Source organism: Pseudorhodoferax sp. (assembly GCF_047601025.1).
Taxonomy (GTDB): domain Bacteria; phylum Pseudomonadota; class Gammaproteobacteria; order Burkholderiales; family Burkholderiaceae_C; genus Pseudorhodoferax.
Genome location: NZ_JASGJZ010000001.1, coordinates 3,795,461 through 3,810,215, shown reverse-complemented (window position 1 = coordinate 3,810,215; position 14,755 = coordinate 3,795,461). Strand labels below are relative to the sequence as shown.

11 protein-coding genes are annotated in these 14,755 nt (G+C 72.8%); 8 read left to right on the top strand and 3 right to left on the bottom strand.

Features of this window, described 5'->3' with window-relative positions; all coding sequences use genetic code 11:
- The first annotated feature begins 107 nt into the window (after positions 1-107).
- From QM782_RS17835 to QM782_RS17825, 3 genes are all read left to right on the top strand, one after another.
- Complete coding sequence (locus QM782_RS17835) at positions 108-1,700, top strand: TIR domain-containing protein (RefSeq protein WP_415204234.1); 1,593 nt, start codon at positions 108-110, stop codon at positions 1,698-1,700.
- Positions 1,701-1,861: 161 nt separating this feature from the next.
- Positions 1,862-2,992, top strand: a complete 1,131-nt coding sequence (locus QM782_RS17830; protein ID WP_415204233.1) for a branched-chain amino acid ABC transporter substrate-binding protein — start codon at positions 1,862-1,864, stop codon at positions 2,990-2,992.
- Positions 2,993-3,028: 36 nt separating this feature from the next.
- Positions 3,029-3,964 carry a 4-hydroxyproline epimerase gene (locus tag QM782_RS17825; RefSeq protein WP_415204232.1) on the top strand — a complete coding sequence of 312 codons (936 nt, stop codon included), beginning with the start codon at positions 3,029-3,031 and terminating at the stop codon, positions 3,962-3,964.
- 709 nt (positions 3,965-4,673) lie between these two features.
- On the opposite strand, the gene QM782_RS17820 is transcribed toward QM782_RS17825, so the two are convergent.
- The gene (locus tag QM782_RS17820; protein WP_415204231.1) at positions 4,674-6,806 is read right to left on the bottom strand and encodes a bifunctional 2',3'-cyclic-nucleotide 2'-phosphodiesterase/3'-nucleotidase; all 2,133 of its coding nucleotides are present in this window, start codon (positions 6,804-6,806) and stop codon (positions 4,674-4,676) included.
- A gap of 809 nt (positions 6,807-7,615) precedes the next feature.
- On the opposite strand from QM782_RS17820, the gene QM782_RS17815 reads away from it, so the two are divergent.
- Positions 7,616-9,298 carry a Na/Pi cotransporter family protein gene (locus QM782_RS17815; RefSeq protein WP_415204230.1) on the top strand — a complete coding sequence of 561 codons (1,683 nt, stop codon included), beginning with the start codon at positions 7,616-7,618 and terminating at the stop codon, positions 9,296-9,298.
- 8 nt (positions 9,299-9,306) lie between these two features.
- Positions 9,307-10,419, top strand: a complete 1,113-nt coding sequence (gene pstS, locus QM782_RS17810) for a phosphate ABC transporter substrate-binding protein PstS (protein WP_415204229.1) — start codon at positions 9,307-9,309, stop codon at positions 10,417-10,419.
- On the opposite strand, the gene QM782_RS17805 is transcribed toward pstS, so the two are convergent.
- The gene (locus tag QM782_RS17805) at positions 10,347-11,129 is read right to left on the bottom strand and encodes a hypothetical protein (protein ID WP_415204228.1); all 783 of its coding nucleotides are present in this window, start codon (positions 11,127-11,129) and stop codon (positions 10,347-10,349) included. The two genes, pstS and QM782_RS17805, sit on opposite strands and share 73 nt — an antisense overlap.
- A gap of 218 nt (positions 11,130-11,347) precedes the next feature.
- Between QM782_RS17805 and QM782_RS17800 the strand changes: the two genes are divergently transcribed.
- From QM782_RS17800 to QM782_RS17790, 3 genes are read left to right on the top strand one after another with little or no spacing between them, the layout of a single operon-like run.
- The gene (locus tag QM782_RS17800; protein ID WP_415204227.1) at positions 11,348-12,445 is read left to right on the top strand and encodes an NAD(P)/FAD-dependent oxidoreductase; all 1,098 of its coding nucleotides are present in this window, start codon (positions 11,348-11,350) and stop codon (positions 12,443-12,445) included.
- A complete protein-coding gene (locus tag QM782_RS17795) occupies positions 12,442-12,693 on the top strand; it encodes a (2Fe-2S)-binding protein (RefSeq protein WP_415204226.1) in 252 nt (83 codons plus the stop codon). Before QM782_RS17800 ends, QM782_RS17795 begins: the two co-directional genes overlap by 4 nt.
- A gap of 59 nt (positions 12,694-12,752) precedes the next feature.
- A complete protein-coding gene (locus QM782_RS17790; RefSeq protein ID WP_415204225.1) occupies positions 12,753-14,060 on the top strand; it encodes an FAD-dependent oxidoreductase in 1,308 nt (435 codons plus the stop codon).
- A gap of 10 nt (positions 14,061-14,070) precedes the next feature.
- Here QM782_RS17790 and QM782_RS17785 read toward each other — a convergent pair whose 3' ends face one another.
- The gene (locus QM782_RS17785; RefSeq protein WP_415204224.1) at positions 14,071-14,658 is read right to left on the bottom strand and encodes a hypothetical protein; all 588 of its coding nucleotides are present in this window, start codon (positions 14,656-14,658) and stop codon (positions 14,071-14,073) included.
- Positions 14,659-14,755 lie beyond the last annotated feature (97 nt).

Here is a 14,755-nt window from a genome sequence, read left to right as displayed (position 1 = left end):
CCGCAAGGCGCCCCAGCCGCGCGAGGCTGCACTAGACTTCCCGTCGGCCGCAGCGGCGCGCGTGGGCACCCCCGCCCGGCCCCTCCCCGGAGCGACGGAGAAAGTCCATGAACGCATCCGCTCTCCCGCCCGCGCAGGCCGCCGCGCGGGCCATCGAACAGGCGCTGCGCGAACGCAGCGACACGCTGGACCTGCACGGCCTGGGCCTGGTGGAGCTGCCGCCGCTGCCGGCCGCGCTGCACGGCCTGCTGCGCCGGCTGCGGCTCGGCGGCAACCTGCTGCAGGCGCTGCCAGCCACGCTCTGGCAGCTGGACGGCCTGGAGGAGCTGGACCTGTCGGGCAACCGCCTCGCCGCGCTCGACGCCGGCATCGGCCGCCTGCAGGCGCTCCGCGTGCTCGACCTGTCGCGCAACCGCCTGGGCGCGCTGCCGCCCGGGCTGGCGGCCTGCACCCGGCTGGTCCGGCTGGACCTGTCCGGCAACCGCCTGACGGCGGTCGACACGGCGGCGCTGCCGGCGGCGCTGCGGGAGCTGCTGCTCGACGACAACTGGCTGGCGCAGCCGCCGGCGCCGCGCCCCACGCTCACGCGGCTGTCGTGCCGCGGCAACCCGTTCAACGGCGCCGGCACGGCGCCGTACGCCGACGACCGGTTCGCCGATCGCGACATGGCCCTCCATGCCCCCCGCGCCGCCGAAGAGGCGGCGTCCTGGGCCGGTGCCCGGCCCGACCAGCCGGCGGTGAAGAGGCCGACCAGGCGCGGCGCCACGGCGGGGGCTGTGCCGCCCGAAGCTTCCGCGGCCACACTGCCCGCGGCCCTGCCCGCTGCGGCGCGCGACGCCGCCGTGCCGGGCGCCGAGGCCGTGGACGCCGCGGTGTTCTGCCCGCCCGAGGCGGGCCGCGGCAGCCAGCTCCTGGTGCAGGTGTTCCTGGTCCGCCCGCAGGACGCCGCGCAGGCCGAGCAGCAGGCGCGCCAGGCCGACGCGGCGGCCACCCACCGCGGCACCTATTCGCTGCCGCTGGACCTGGCGCCGGGCACGCGCGTCGACCTGCGCCTGGAAATGCCGACGCTGGCCGTGGCCGAGCCCGACGCCGTGCTGCTGTGGCGCGGCCGCACCAGCGCGGCGCAGTTCGAGGTGACGGTACCGGCGGACGCCGCGGCCGGGCCGGCGCTCGGCCGCGTGCGCATCGCCGTGGACGGCGTGCCGGTCGGCACGCTGCGCTTCCAGCTCGGCGTGGCGGAGGCCGGCGCCGGCTCCCGGCCCGCCGATGCGCGCGAACTGCACGCGCGCCGCTACCGCCAGGCCTTCGTCAGCTACGCCTCGCACGACCGGGCCGAGGTGCTGCGCCGCGTGCAGGCGTTCCGGATCGCCGGGCTGTCGGTGTTCCAGGACGTGCTGGACCTCGATCCCGGCGAGCGCTGGGAGCAGGCGCTGTACCGCGAGATCGACCGCTGCGACGTATTCCTGCTGTTCTGGTCCCAGGCCGCGGCGCACTCCGAATGGGTCGGCCGGGAGATCGACTACGCGCTGGCGCGCCAGCAGCGCGACGCCGCGCACCGGCCCGACATCCAGCCGGTGCCGATCGAGGGCCCGCCCCTGGTGCCACCACCCGCGAGCCTGTCGGCGCTGCACTTCAACGACGCGCTGCTGGCCCAGATCCGCGCCGCCGAGCCGTCGCCCTCGGCGCCGCCCGCCCGCTGAGCGCCGGCACGGCGCGGACGGCGGTGCCGGCGCGGCCCGTCGCCCATGGCTGGCGGCGCACGGGATCGCCAACACGCGGGCGGCGGGATTAGGATGCCTGCTGCCGCCCGGTGGCGGCAGCGCTCCACCCCTTGACGACAGACAAGCCCGAGGACACCACCATGCCATTCGCACTCCGCGCGCCGGCCCTGCTGGCCGTGGCCGCCATCGCCGCCGCCGCGGCCAGCGCCCAGGAACAGGTCATCCGCATCGGCCACAGCGGCCCGCTGTCCGGCCCCAACGCCTACGCCGGCAAGGACAACGAGAACGGCGTGCGGCTGGCCATCGAGGACCTGAACGCGAAGAAGATCTCCGTGGGCGGCAAGACGCTGAAGTTCGAGCTCGCCTCCGAGGACGACCAGTGCGACCCCAAGCAGGGCGTCAACGTGGCGCAGAAGCTGGTGGACAGCGGCGTGAAGTTCGTGCTCGGGCCGTACTGCTCGGGCGTGGCCATCCCGGCCTCGCGCGTGTACGACGGCGGCGACGTGCTGGTCTCCACCGTGGGCACCAACCCCAAGGTCACGCAGGGCGGCTACAAGCACCTGTTCCGCATCATCGCCAGCGACAACCAGATCGGCTCGTCCATGGCCGTCTACGCCGCGCAGGTGCTCAAGGTCAAGAAGGTCGGCGTGATCGACGACCGCACGGCCTTCGGCCAGGGCCTGGCCGACGAGTTCGTCAAGGAGGCCGGCCGGCAGGGCCTGGCGGTGGTCGGCAAGGAGTTCACCACCGACAAGGCCACGGACTTCTCGGCCATCCTGACCAACCTGAAGGGCAAGCAGCCCGACGTGATCTTCTTCGGCGGCTACGCGCCGCAGGCCGCGCCGATGACGCAACAGATGAAGCGGCTGGCGATCCCGGCCAAGCTGCTCGGCGGCGACACGCTGTGCAGCCCCGAGATGGGCAAGCTCGGCGGCGAGGCCGTCGACGACACGGTGTTCTGCGCCCAGGCCGGCACCATGGTGCAGGACGGCAGCCCGGCCGCGGCCTGGCGCGCCCGCTACAAGGCACGCTTCGGCCAGGACGCCGACGCCTACGCCGCCTCGTACTACGACCAGACCATGTTCATCGGCGAGGCCATGGCCAAGGGCGGCAGCACCGATTCGCTGAAGGTCTCCGAATACCTGCACGGCCACGCCTACCAGGGCGTGGCCGCCAGCTACGCCTACGACGCGCAGGGCAACCTGCAGAAGGCGCCGGTCACGGTCTCGACCTTCAAGGGCCAGAAGATGACGCCGCTCGCGAGCTACTGACCCGCCGCACCGCCCCACGCACTGGAGAAGCACCGCATGCACCGCATCCAGGTCATCGACTCGCACACCGGCGGCGAACCCACGCGCGTCGTCGTCGCCGGCTTTCCGGACCTGGGCTGCGGCTCCATGGCCGAACGGCGCGCGCTGCTGGCGCAGCGGCACGACCGCTGGCGCCGCGCCACGGTGCTGGAGCCGCGCGGCAGTGACGTGGTCGTCGGCGCGCTGCTGTGCGCGCCGGTCGACCCGGCGGCGGCGGCCGGCGTGGTGTTCTTCAACAACGCCGGCTACCTGGGCATGTGCGGCCACGGCACCATCGGCCTGGTGGCCACGCTGGCGCACCTGGGGCGCATCGGCGCCGGCGAGCACCGCATCGAGACGCCGGTCGGCACCATCACGGCCACGCTGCATGCCGACGGCAGCGTCGGCGTGCGCAACGTGCCGGCCTGGCGACTGCACCGGCAGGTGGCCGTCGCACTGCCCGGCCACGGCACGGTGCGCGGCGACGTGGCCTGGAGCGGCAACTGGTTCTTCCTGGCGTCCGGACACGGCCAGCGCGTGGCGAGCGACAACCTGGCCGCGCTGACCGCCTACGCCGCGGCGCTGAAGCAGGCGCTGGCGGCGCAGGGCATCACCGGCACCGACGGTGCCGAGATCGACCACGTCGAGCTGTTCGCCGACGACCCCGAGGCCGACAGCCGCAGCTTCGTGCTGTGCCCCGGCAACGCCTACGACCGCTCGCCCTGCGGCACCGGCACCAGCGCCAAGCTGGCCTGCCTGGCGGCCGACGGCCAGCTCGCGCCCGGGCAGGTGTGGCACCAGGCCAGCGTGATCGGCAGCCGCTTCGAGGCCAGCTACGAGCCGGGCGAGGACGGGCGCATCGTGCCGACGATCCGCGGCCGCGCCCACCTGAGCGCCGAGGCCACGCTGCTCGTCGACGAGGACGACCCCTTCGCCTGGGGCATCCAGCTCTGAGCAACCGTCTTCCGGGTCTTGCGCGGGCGTCGTTCCAGGGCGGCCCCGGCAGTCTTCATGGAGGACAGCCGGGGGCGTATGTATGGATCCAAGGTGCCTGCCGCACCACCTTTACACGGGGCGGCAAGTTCAACGGGAAGCAGGTGCGTAGGACACGACGAAGCCCCTTCGTCGCCGCCCTCCGACGTCCAGGGCGAGCCGTTCGCTGCAGAGTCCCGTGATCCATCGCCCCGCGGCAGCGCGAGCTACGCGGCAGCCCCATGCAGCGCACGGAGAATGGCAAGCCATGGGCGATGGACCGCTGCAACGGTTCGTCGAAGACCAGCCCGCAGCCGGTCGGGCTGCCAAAAAATGGCCTGTGTCCGTTTGGGGACTGGCGGTATTGTGGACTAGGTGCCACATAGAAGCGTCGGGAGAGCAGGCCGAGGCGCCCAGCAGCGCCGTTGGCCAGTGGCCCTGCGCGGCCCGGCCGCCATCAGGCCGGCCAGCAGCTGCGTGGGGGGGCGGGCCGAAGCCGCGTTCGGCGATGGCGCCCCACAGGTGCGCCCCACCACCCAGGCCAACTGCGCCACCGACAGCGACGCGCCAGCGGCCAGCGGCCAGCGGCGTCAGGATCAGGCCGTTGTGCAGGTAGGTGAGAGATAGGTCGTCACCGACACCTGCACCGCCGAGAAAAAATCGAGCACGCCGCACGCGGACGCGCGCCGGATCACTGGCCCAGGTCGATGCGGTACACCGTGTAGGTGCCGGTGCCGCCGTTAACGCCGGTGTCGTCGGCCTTCTCCACGCTGACGTTGACCAGGCCTGCGGCCTGCGCCGCGCCCAGTTCGTCCTTGCCAGACTTGAACAGCACCTTGCCCGCCGTGGACACCTTGGCGAAGCGCCAGCTGCTGCTGGCGCCATCGGCGGCGCGGGTGATGGCCTGGCGGCTCTTGACGTAGTTCAGCACCACTTCGCGGTTGGCGTCGGGCGAAGCCCAGACGATGTCGAACTTCTTGCCCGTGCCCAGGATGTAGGGGGCGCTGGCGTTGGCGCGGTAGTTATTGGTGGCGACGATGAACTCCTGCGCCGGGTCGATCGGCTGGCCCTTGTACTTGAGGTTCTTGATGCGCTCGCCACCCTTGCCCGGGTCGTTGACGTTGTACTTGGGCTGCGTCACGTCGATCTCGTAGCTGATGTCTGGCGTGGTAAAGACGTCGAAGTTGTAGCCCGGGAACGAGGAGCCGGGCTGCACGCCGGTCTTGCTGTCGTTGATGAGCCACTGCTCCTCGGTCTTGGCCGGGTCGATCTGGTTGAAGCGGTTGGCGGCGTTCTCCAGCCACTGCTTAAGCTGCGCGCCGGTGACCTTGACGGCGTTGATGGTGTTGTTGTCGTACAGGTACAGGTCGGCCACCGCGGCGACGGTCATGGTGCCGGCCTTGACGTCGGTGTAGTCCAGGCTGTTGCCGTAGCCGGCCTTGAACGGCGCGGTGACCGACAGCACCGGCAGGCTGGCGTACTGGGGCAGGTTGGCGCTGACGTAGCGGGCCACGTGGTCCTGCTGCGCCTGGTTGACGATCTGCAGGGCGCTGACGTCGCCGACATCGGCGAACAGCGAACTCAGGCGGAAGTCGCTGGTGCCGATGGGCGAGGCGACGTAGGCGCGGGTCTTCTCGTGCAGCTCCTGCACCGCGGCGGCCACGGCGGCGTCGGAGGTTACGTACTGGGCCGGGTTGGTGCCGGTCTGGATGGTGCGCACCTGCACGTCGGTCTTGGCGGTGTCCACCGACCACTTCTTGGCGGTGGCGTCCCACTTGAGCGCATAGTTCATGACGCCCAGTGCCTTGCCCCACGAGCTGGCCATGACCGCCGGCACGCCGTTGACCGTGCCCTTGGCGTTGTCCGCGCCATCGAACTTGTAGGCCGCCGTGGTGCCGCGGTCGGGGAAGGTGTTGTGCTCGTGGCCCATCACGATGCCGTCGATGCCCGGCACCTCCTTGGTGATGTAGTAGCCGGGGTTCTCCATGTCGGCGAAGTAGCCGCTGGCGCTCATGCCGCCATGCAGCAGCACGAACACCAGGTCGGCCTTGACGCGCACCTCGGGCACGTACTTCTTGGCCGTCTCCACGCCGTCCTGCGTGGTGACCTTGCCCTCCAGCTTGTCCTTGTCCCAGTTCATGATGCCGGGCGTGGTAATGCCGATGACGCCGATCTTGATCGGCAGCGTGGCGGCCGTGCCGTCGGCCTGAGTCACCTTGAGGGTGCGCTCCAGAATGACGTAGGGATCGAGCAGCGGCTTGCCACTCTTCACGCTGGTCACGTTGGCCACCACCACGGGGAAGCCCGGGCCCTTGTCCTTGCTGCCGACCTTGGGGTCCACGCCCTCGACGTCGAGGCCGCCGCCCAGGATCTGGCTCAGGTAGGGCAGGCCGAAGTTGAACTCGTGGTTGCCCACCGTGCCGACGTCATACTTCAGCGTCGCCATCGCCTTGTAGATGCCCAGCTGCTCCGTGACCGGCAGCGGAGCTACCTGCGCCTGGTAGGTGCCCAGCACCGTGCCCTGGATGGTGTCGCCGTTGTCCACCAGCAGGCTGTTGGGGAATTCCTGGCGCGCCTGGTGGATCAGCGTGGCCGTGCGCTCCAGGCCAACGGTGGGGTCATCCTTGTCCGAGTAATAGTTGTAGCTGCGCGCGTAGTAGTGCAGGTCAGTCGTGTCCAGCAGGGCCAGCTGGGCCGTGGCGTTCTGCGCGGCGGACGCGGGTGTGCCGGTGTCGTCATCACTGCCGCCGCAGGCGGTCAGCCCGGCGGCCAGCAGGCCGGCCAGCACGAAATGGCGGGGAAGTGCGGGAAGCAGTGTGGACATGGAAGAAATGACCCCGTCTGTTACAAAAACTCACTGCATGATTGCGTGACCATATGACACGACGTTGAAAAAATCGGGGCGGCCTGTAATCAGGCATGACGGTCCGATGACCGGCAGTCCTGCGCGGCGAGCTTCATGGTCCGAATCGGCCCGCAGCGCTCTACCTTCGGACACTGCGCGCTATCAATAGATAAGCTTTCACCGCCATCGCCCGATGGGACGGCCTTTTCAGCCGCTGCATTTTTCCTGCTCGAAGCGAGCTGGCCGAGCCTCGCCGCGGGGCGTTCCCTGCGCCACGTCCACGGCGGTCTTGGTGAGTTTGATCTTGGCCATGATGACTCCTCGAAAACGCCGGCTTCCAAGAGCCACATGGGAGCCACGAGGACGGAGACCGGGTCAGGTTTCAGAAAGCACCTGTATAAGATGAACGCGCCTGAGTTATTGATGAACCTTCTGTATCAAGCTCGGCGTAGTCCAGCGAAGTACCAGGCTGGAGTCATCGTCCAAAAAAGTCACCGTGCCGCAGCACGTGAACTAGGCGCTCGCGGCCAAGGGGTTTCTCCCAGGACATCAGGGTGTTCCGGAGTGGGCGGTGCTTCGATGGCGCCGCCTCGCATCAGTACAGGGGTTGGCCCGATAGGCCGTGGGGCCCTCTGCAGGCCGACGGCGTGGCGCAGGCATACGCGCCCGCGGGGTTTGCGGGCTGGCGGACGCAGCGGGGTGTCGAAGGGGTGACGGCCTGCGCCGTCATGCTCCTGTCACGCTGCCCCGGCAAGCTCCGGCCGGCACAACCCAACTCCCGAACAACCATGGAAATCGACATCTTCAGGGAGCTGCTGGTGCCCGTCATCGGCGGGCTCGGCATCTTTCTGCTCGGACTGGAATTCATGTCCGACGGCATCAACAACCTGGCCGCCAACAAGATGCGCGCCTGGCTCGCCAAGCTGGCGGGCACGCCTGTCAAGGGCCTGGCCGCCGGCACGATGATCACCGGCGTGCTGCAGTCGAGCACCGCCATGACGGTGATGGTGGTGGGCCTGGTGAACGCGGGCGTGGTGGGACTGCGGCCGGCCATCAGCGTCATCATGGGCGCCAACATCGGCACCACGCTGGGCAACGGCCTGATCGCCCTGCCGCTGGGCCCGCTGGGGCTGATCTGCGCGGGCCTGTTCGGCCTGGTCTACGTCTTCGGCAAGACCGAGAAGACCAAGAACATCGCGCTGGCCATCGTCGGCTTCTCGCTGATCTTCTACGGCCTGAACCTGCTGACCGGCGGCCTCAAGCCCCTGCGCAACATGCCCGAGGTGATGTCGGCCATCTCCAGCCTGAACGCCGACAGCTACACCGGCCTGGCCGTGTGCGTGCTGACCGCCGCCGGCCTCACGGCCATGATCCACTCGTCCTCGGCCACCATCGGCATCGTCATGGGCCTGGGCGCGGCGGGCATCCTCGACTGGCAGACCGCCGTGGCCTTCTCGCTGGGCGCCGACCTGGGCACCACCATCACCTCGTGGATGGCCTCGCTGAACCTGTCCAAGAACGCCAAGCGCGCCGCCTATGCGCACATCTCGTTCAACTTCATCGGCGTGGCGGTGATGTTCCCGCTGTTCTTCCTGTCGATGGACCTGCTGCAGTGGGCGATGGGCCTGTTCGGCATGGAGATCGCCAAGGCGGTGACGGTCGACGGCAAGGAGACCTTCCCGCTGGTGCCGGTGGCCGTGGGCCTGTATTCGATCGGCTTCAACATCTTCAACACGGTGCTGATGTTCCCCTTCATCGGCGTGTTCGACCGCGTGCTCTCGCGCATCGGCGCCAGCAAGGGCGACGAGGAAGACTACGCCATGCCGCGCTTCCTGGACCGTGGCGCGCTGGGCGACTTCGACGCGGGCGTGGCGGCGGTGAGCAAGGAACTGGCGCGCTACACCCAGGGCGCGGGCCTGCTGATGGCCGCTGCCCGCGGCGACGAGACCGCGCTGAAGAACGCCGCCGAGCACGAGCACGCGCTGGACACCCTGAGCCAGGAGATCCGCGCCTACACCGCGCAGTTGTTCAAGAACGACCTGACGCCGCACCAGACCCACCTGCTGGCCAGCCTGATCGAGGAGGAGGACTTCAGCGCCAGCCTCACGCAGACCCTGTCGCAGATCACGCGGCGCATCGAGCGCCAGCTGTTCTCCGCGAACGGCCAGGCCATCGTCAGCGCCATCCTCGACTTCGTGGAGCCGGCCGTGAAGAACGGTCCGCAGGGTGTGTACCTGCCGCAAGCCCATTCGAGGCAGATCGCCGAGTCGCGCGAGCGCTGCCTGCAGGCCGAACAGCAGCTGGCCTGGGACGAGCGCGGCGCCATCCTCACCCTGCTGGGCAGCGCCGAGCGCGCGCTGAACCTGGTGCAGCGCATCGCGGACGAGCGCCAGTCCGTCTCGCGCGAACCGAGCACCGGCACGCGGCAGGACAGCCGGATGCCGGCCGGCGCACTGGCCACCCCCGCGTGAGGCCGGGCATGCCCCTCGCCACGCGACACCTACAGCGCTGCCGCCTGCTGCAACTGGCCGCGGCCGGCGCCGTGGCTGGCGGCACGGTACCGCCGGCCCTGGCGCAGGACGCCTTCGGGCAGGCCCTGCTCCAAGGGGCGGGCTCCACCTTCGTGCTGCCGCTGGTGCAGCAGTGGATCAGGCAATACCGCGAAGGCCAGGTGGGCGCCGACCTGGCCGCCGGCAACGCCGGGCTGGACGGCGACCCGCTGGGCCGTGCCGCGCTGGACTACGAGGCCATCGGCTCGCTGGCCGGGCTGCAGCGCCTGCAGGCCAAGGCCGTGGACTTCGCCTTCAGCGAACTGCCGCTGTCGCCGCCGGCCCTGGCCGAGCGCGGGCTGATCCAGCTGCCGGTGGTGCTGGGCGGCGTGGCCGTCGTCGCCAACCTGCCCAGCCTCAAGAGCCGGCTGCGGCTCGACGGCGCCACGCTGGCCGCCGTCTTCCGCGGCCACATCACACGCTGGAACGACGCGGCCATTGCCGCCCTCAACCCCGACCTGCCGCTGCCCGATGCGGCCATCGCGCCCATCCACCGCGCCGAAGGCTCGGGCACGACCTATACGCTGACCCGCTACCTCGCCACGCAGGACGCGGGCTGGCAGCAGGCCGTGGGCGTGGACGCCCAGGTGCGCTGGCCCACCGGCACCGCCGCGCGCGGCAGCAGCGGCGTGGCGCGGGAACTGGCCGCCACGACGGGCGGCATCGGCTACCTGGATGCGGTCCAGGCCCGCGCCACCGGCCTGGCCGTGGTCATGCTCCGGAACGCCGCGGGGCGCTACGTCCTCCCCGAGGCCGCTGCCATCGAAGCCGCCGCGCAGGCCACACCGTGGCGGGCCGGCCAGGATGCGCAGCCCCAGTTCATCGACGCGCCGGGCGAGGCCAGCTACCCCATCGCCGCGACCGTGCTGGCCCTGCTGAACCGGCAGCCCGCATCGCGCGGCGACCGGCGCGCCCGCGCCTTTCTGGCCTGGGCGCTGGCCAACGGGCAGGACAGCGCGCGTGCGCTGGGCTACGTGGCCTTGCCCGCCGAGGTCGCGCAGCAGGTGCGCGCCCAACTGCTCGCCGGGCGGCCACAGGCGTAGGTCGGCAGCGCCGGCCCCTCGCCCGCTTCCAGGCCGAAGGCCTGCAGCAGCGCCCGGTCCAGGCAGGAGCGCTGCGGCGTGCCCGCCAGGCCCGGCGCGGCTGGGGGCGAGGCAGGCGGGTAGCGACCGCGGCGCCGGCGTCGAACCGCTCGATGCGCGCGAGGATGTCGTCGACCGGCAACACCACGTTGGTCTCGAGAACGATCCGCACCGGAATCCTTTGCCGCCTGCTGCGCCCGGCGCTCGGCGCGGGCCGCGTCGACCTCGGCGGCGATCGCGCCCTCGCTCAGGTCCTGGGCGCCAGCGGCTCGCAACGCGGGCGCGATGGCCAGCAGCCGGTCCAGCGCCGCACGCTTCCGGGCCCTGGCGGCCAGGAACTCCACGAAGGCTTCCACCTCGGCCACCTGCCGGGGCGACAGCATCCTGGTCTTGGGCCGCAGGCCTTGTTCGACGGCTGCAGTCATCACGATTCCCCTGGTCTGCGGCGCGCTCAACACGCCGGCGCCTGAAGGCAGGCGGCCCCGACTCGGTTGCGGCATGTTCTTCTGCTCGCGCAGGTCGCGCAGCCGCCTGGCGAAGCCCTCCTGCGCCTCGGTCATGTCCCGCGCGCCAGTCGCCGAAACGGTGTCCGATGGCGTCGTGCTGCCGGATTTGCTGGCGACAATCGCCGCCTGCCTGCCCGATTGCGCATCGTGAATACTTGACAACATCAAGCGGGCGGCTCAAAAACCAACATGGCCTGCCGATCCCTTGCCCGTGCCTGCGCGCCCGTCGGAGGCGCGCGTCACCGCGCGAGCTTCACGAAGGCCGGCACGGCCCCCATGCGTTCTGCACCCGGACGCGACCCCACTGCACAGGCCGCCCTGGCCGCCTCGACGGCGTCCAGGAGCCGCCGCGCCAGCCGGATCGCAAGAGACAGGACCGTCGCGTGGACGCCGACTGCATCGTGATCGGCGCCGGCATCGTCGGCGCGGCCTGCGCCCGGGCCCTGGCCCGGGCCGGCCTGGACGTGCTGGTGCTGGACGACGGCCGGCCCGGCGCGACGGCGGCCGGCATGGGCCACCTCGTGGCGATGGACGACAACCCGGCCGAGCTGGCGCTCAGCAGCGCCTCGCTGGCGCAGTGGCGCGACTGGATGCCCCGGCTGCCGGCCGCCTGCGAGCCGCGCGCCTGCGGCACGCTGTGGCTGGCCACCGACGCCGAGGAGGCGGAGGAAGCCGAACGCAAGCAGGCCCGCCTGGCCGCCGCCGGCGTGGCCAGCCGCTGGCTGGACGCCGCGGCGCTGCGCGCGGCCGAGCCCGCGCTGCGGCCGGACCTGCGCGGCGCGCTCCAGGTGCCCGGCGACGGCCTGGTCTACGCCCCGGCCGCGGCCGCCTGGCTGCTCGGCGAGGCCGGCCCGCGCCTGCGACGCGAGCGCGCGGCGGCCGTCGCGCTGGACGGCGACGCCGTGCGCCTGGCCGATGGCGGCCGGCGCCGCGCACCGCACCGCCTGCTGGCCTGCGGGCTGGACGCGCCCGCCCTGTGCCCCGACGTGCGGCTGCGCCCCAAGAAGGGGCACCTGCTGATCACCGACCGCTACCCCGGCACCGTGCACCACCAGCTCGTGGAGCTGGGCTACGTCAAGAGCGCCCACCACGCCGAGGGCGAATCGGTGGCCTTCAACCTGCAGCCGCGGCCCACGGGGCAGCTGCTGGTCGGCTCCTCGCGCCAGTTCGACACCACGGACCCGGCCGTCGAGCCGGCCATGCTCGCGCGCATGCTGCGCCGGGCGCTGCACTACCTGCCGGCGCTGGCGGGCCTGAACGCGATCCGCGGCTGGACCGGCCTGCGCGCGGCCACGGCGGACGGCCTGCCGCTGCTGGGCGCGCATCCGCGCCACCCCGGCCTGTGGCTGGCCCTGGGCCATGAAGGCCTGGGCGTGACCACGGCGCCGGCCAGCGCCGCGCTGCTGGCCGCGCTGGTCACCGGCAGCGCGCCGCCGCTCGACCCCGGGCCCTACGCGCCCGCGCGCATGATCGCGGCATGACGCAGCAGCGCCTCGCCTTCACGCTGGACGGCCGGCCCGCGGCGGCGCCGGCCGGCGTCTCCGTCGCCGCGGCGCTGCGCCATGCCGGCAGCGGCGACACGCGGCGCAGCGTGTCCGGCGCCGCGCGCGCGCCGCTGTGCGGCATGGGCGTCTGCCAGGAATGCCGCGTGCTGGTCGACGGCCAGCGCCGCCTGGCCTGCCAGACGCCGCTGGCCGACGGCATGGCCATCGCCACGGACCTGGGATGAGCCTCGCCCGGCCGCCCGAAGAGGCTCGCACCGCACCCCTTGCGGGCGCAGGTCGTCCAGTGCGCGCCACCGCGCACCGGACGGCCGCGCCGCTGCCGCTGGACAGCGTGGACGTCGCCATCGTCGGCGCCGGACCGGCCGGCCTGGCCGCTGCCGACGCCGCCGCCGGCAGCGGCGCGCGCATCGCGCTGCTGGACGACAACCCCGCCCCCGGCGGCCAGATCTGGCGCGACGGCCCCGGCGTGCAGCTGCCCGCCGCCGCGCGCCAGCTGCGCGCGCGCGTGGCCGGCCATGCCGGCGTGCAGGTCATCACCGGCGTGCGCGTGCTGGCCGCGCCGGCGCCCGACGAACTGCTGCTGGAGGACGCCGGGCGCGCCTGGCGGCTGCGCTGGCGCCGGCTGATCCTGGCCACTGGCGCGCGCGAGCTGCTGCTGCCCTTCCCCGGCTGGACGCTGCCCGGCGTGACCGGCGCCGGCGGCCTGCAGGCCCTCGTCAAGGCCGGGCTCCCGGTCGCCGGCGAACGCATCGTCGTCGCCGGCAGCGGCCCGCTGCTGCTGGCCGCCGCGGCCACGGCGCGCCGGGCCGGCGCCCGGGTGCTGCGCGTGGCCGAGCAGGCGCCGGCCGGCGCCGTCGCGCGCTTCGCGCTCGGCCTGCCGCACTGGCCGTCCAAGGCCTGGCAGGTCCTGGGGCTGCGCCAGCCGGGCTACCGCGCCGGCAGCTGGGTCATCGCCGCCGAGGGCGACGGCCGCCTGGCCGCCGTGCGGCTGCACCGCCCCGGCGGCCGGGAGGAGCGCATCGCCTGCGACCGCCTGGCCTGCGGCTTCGGCCTGGTGCCCAACGTCGAGCTCGGCCGGCTGCTCGGCTGCGCCACGGTGCCGGTGCACGGCGCCCCGGCCCTGGCCGTGGACGGCTGGCAGGCCACCAGCCGCCCCGGCATCCACGCGGCCGGCGAATGCACGGGCGTCGGCGGCAGCGAGCGCGCCGGCGTGCAGGGCGCCATCGCCGGCCATGCCGCCGTCGGCCAGACCGCCCAGGCGCAGACGCTGCGCCAGGCGCTGGCGCACTGGGACGCGTTCGCCGCGCGGCTGCACCGCGGTTTCGCGCTGCGCGACGCGCTGCGCGGCCTGGCCGCGCCCGACACGCTGCTGTGCCGCTGCGAGGACGTGCCCATGGCCGCGCTGGCCGGCTGCAGCGGCTGGACCGACGCCAAGCTGCAGACGCGCTGCGGCATGGGCGCCTGCCAGGGCCGCGTCTGCGGCGCCGCCGCGCGCGTGCTGTTCGGCTGGGAGCCGCCGGCGCCGCGCCCGCCGCTGGTGCCGGCGCGGGTGGAGACGCTGGCGGGGCTGGACGCAGGCGGACCGGATTGAGCGCGGAGGCTCAGCGCCCCTGCGCGGTCGCCGGGCAGTTCGCTTCCACCTCCATGCCCAGCGGCAGGTAGTAATGGGCGGCTTCGCGCCAGCGCCCCGAGGGCCCGCGCTCCGCCAGCCTGACGTGCAGGCCCTCCTGCGAGAGGCAGTGGTCGACGCGGACCGGCCGGCTGTCGCCGGGCCACCGCAGCAGCACGCGCTGCGCATTCACGTAGTCCACGCGCGGCGTGCGCGTGAAGACCAGGCCCACCAGCGGCGGCGCGGCGCGCGCGGACAGCCGGGCCGTCCAGCCCCGCAGCGGCCGATCCTCGCGCGCGCCGACCCGCTGGATCTGCGTGTCGGTCGGCTCGACCGCCTGCACGCAGCACAGCGGCTTGCAGGCGCCGGGCGGCGACAGGGGCAGATAGCGCAGGCGGGCGCCGGCCGGCGCCTCGGCCGCGTTCCAGGCCAGATGCGCGGCGCCGGGCTGCCGCGCATCGAGCAGCCCCACCCGCGCCGCCGGACCTGCCGCCGCCGGCGCCGCCAGCGCGCCGGCGCAGAGCAGCGCCAGGCAGGCAGCGGCTGCGTGCCGGGCGCGCCGGCGCCATGCCATGCCCATCGCCAGACCAGTGCGGTGGGGCCGAGGCCAGCTCGCATACACCGTGGAAGGCGCCGGGAGCCATCCACGCGGGTTCCTGGGTTCAGGCATTTCGCAC

Coding starts and splice junctions, on each gene's coding strand:
- QM782_RS17835 (WP_415204234.1), top strand. CDS start 108: ATGAACGCATCCGCTCTCCCGCCCGCGCAGGCCGCCGCGCGGGCCATC.
- QM782_RS17830 (WP_415204233.1), top strand. CDS start 1,862: ATGCCATTCGCACTCCGCGCGCCGGCCCTGCTGGCCGTGGCCGCCATC.
- QM782_RS17825 (WP_415204232.1), top strand. CDS start 3,029: ATGCACCGCATCCAGGTCATCGACTCGCACACCGGCGGCGAACCCACG.
- QM782_RS17820 (WP_415204231.1), bottom strand. CDS start 6,806: ATGTCCACACTGCTTCCCGCACTTCCCCGCCATTTCGTGCTGGCCGGC.
- QM782_RS17815 (WP_415204230.1), top strand. CDS start 7,616: ATGGAAATCGACATCTTCAGGGAGCTGCTGGTGCCCGTCATCGGCGGG.
- pstS (WP_415204229.1), top strand. CDS start 9,307: ATGCCCCTCGCCACGCGACACCTACAGCGCTGCCGCCTGCTGCAACTG.
- QM782_RS17805 (WP_415204228.1), bottom strand. CDS start 11,129: ATGTTGTCAAGTATTCACGATGCGCAATCGGGCAGGCAGGCGGCGATT.
- QM782_RS17795 (WP_415204226.1), top strand. CDS start 12,442: ATGACGCAGCAGCGCCTCGCCTTCACGCTGGACGGCCGGCCCGCGGCG.
- QM782_RS17785 (WP_415204224.1), bottom strand. CDS start 14,658: ATGGGCATGGCATGGCGCCGGCGCGCCCGGCACGCAGCCGCTGCCTGC.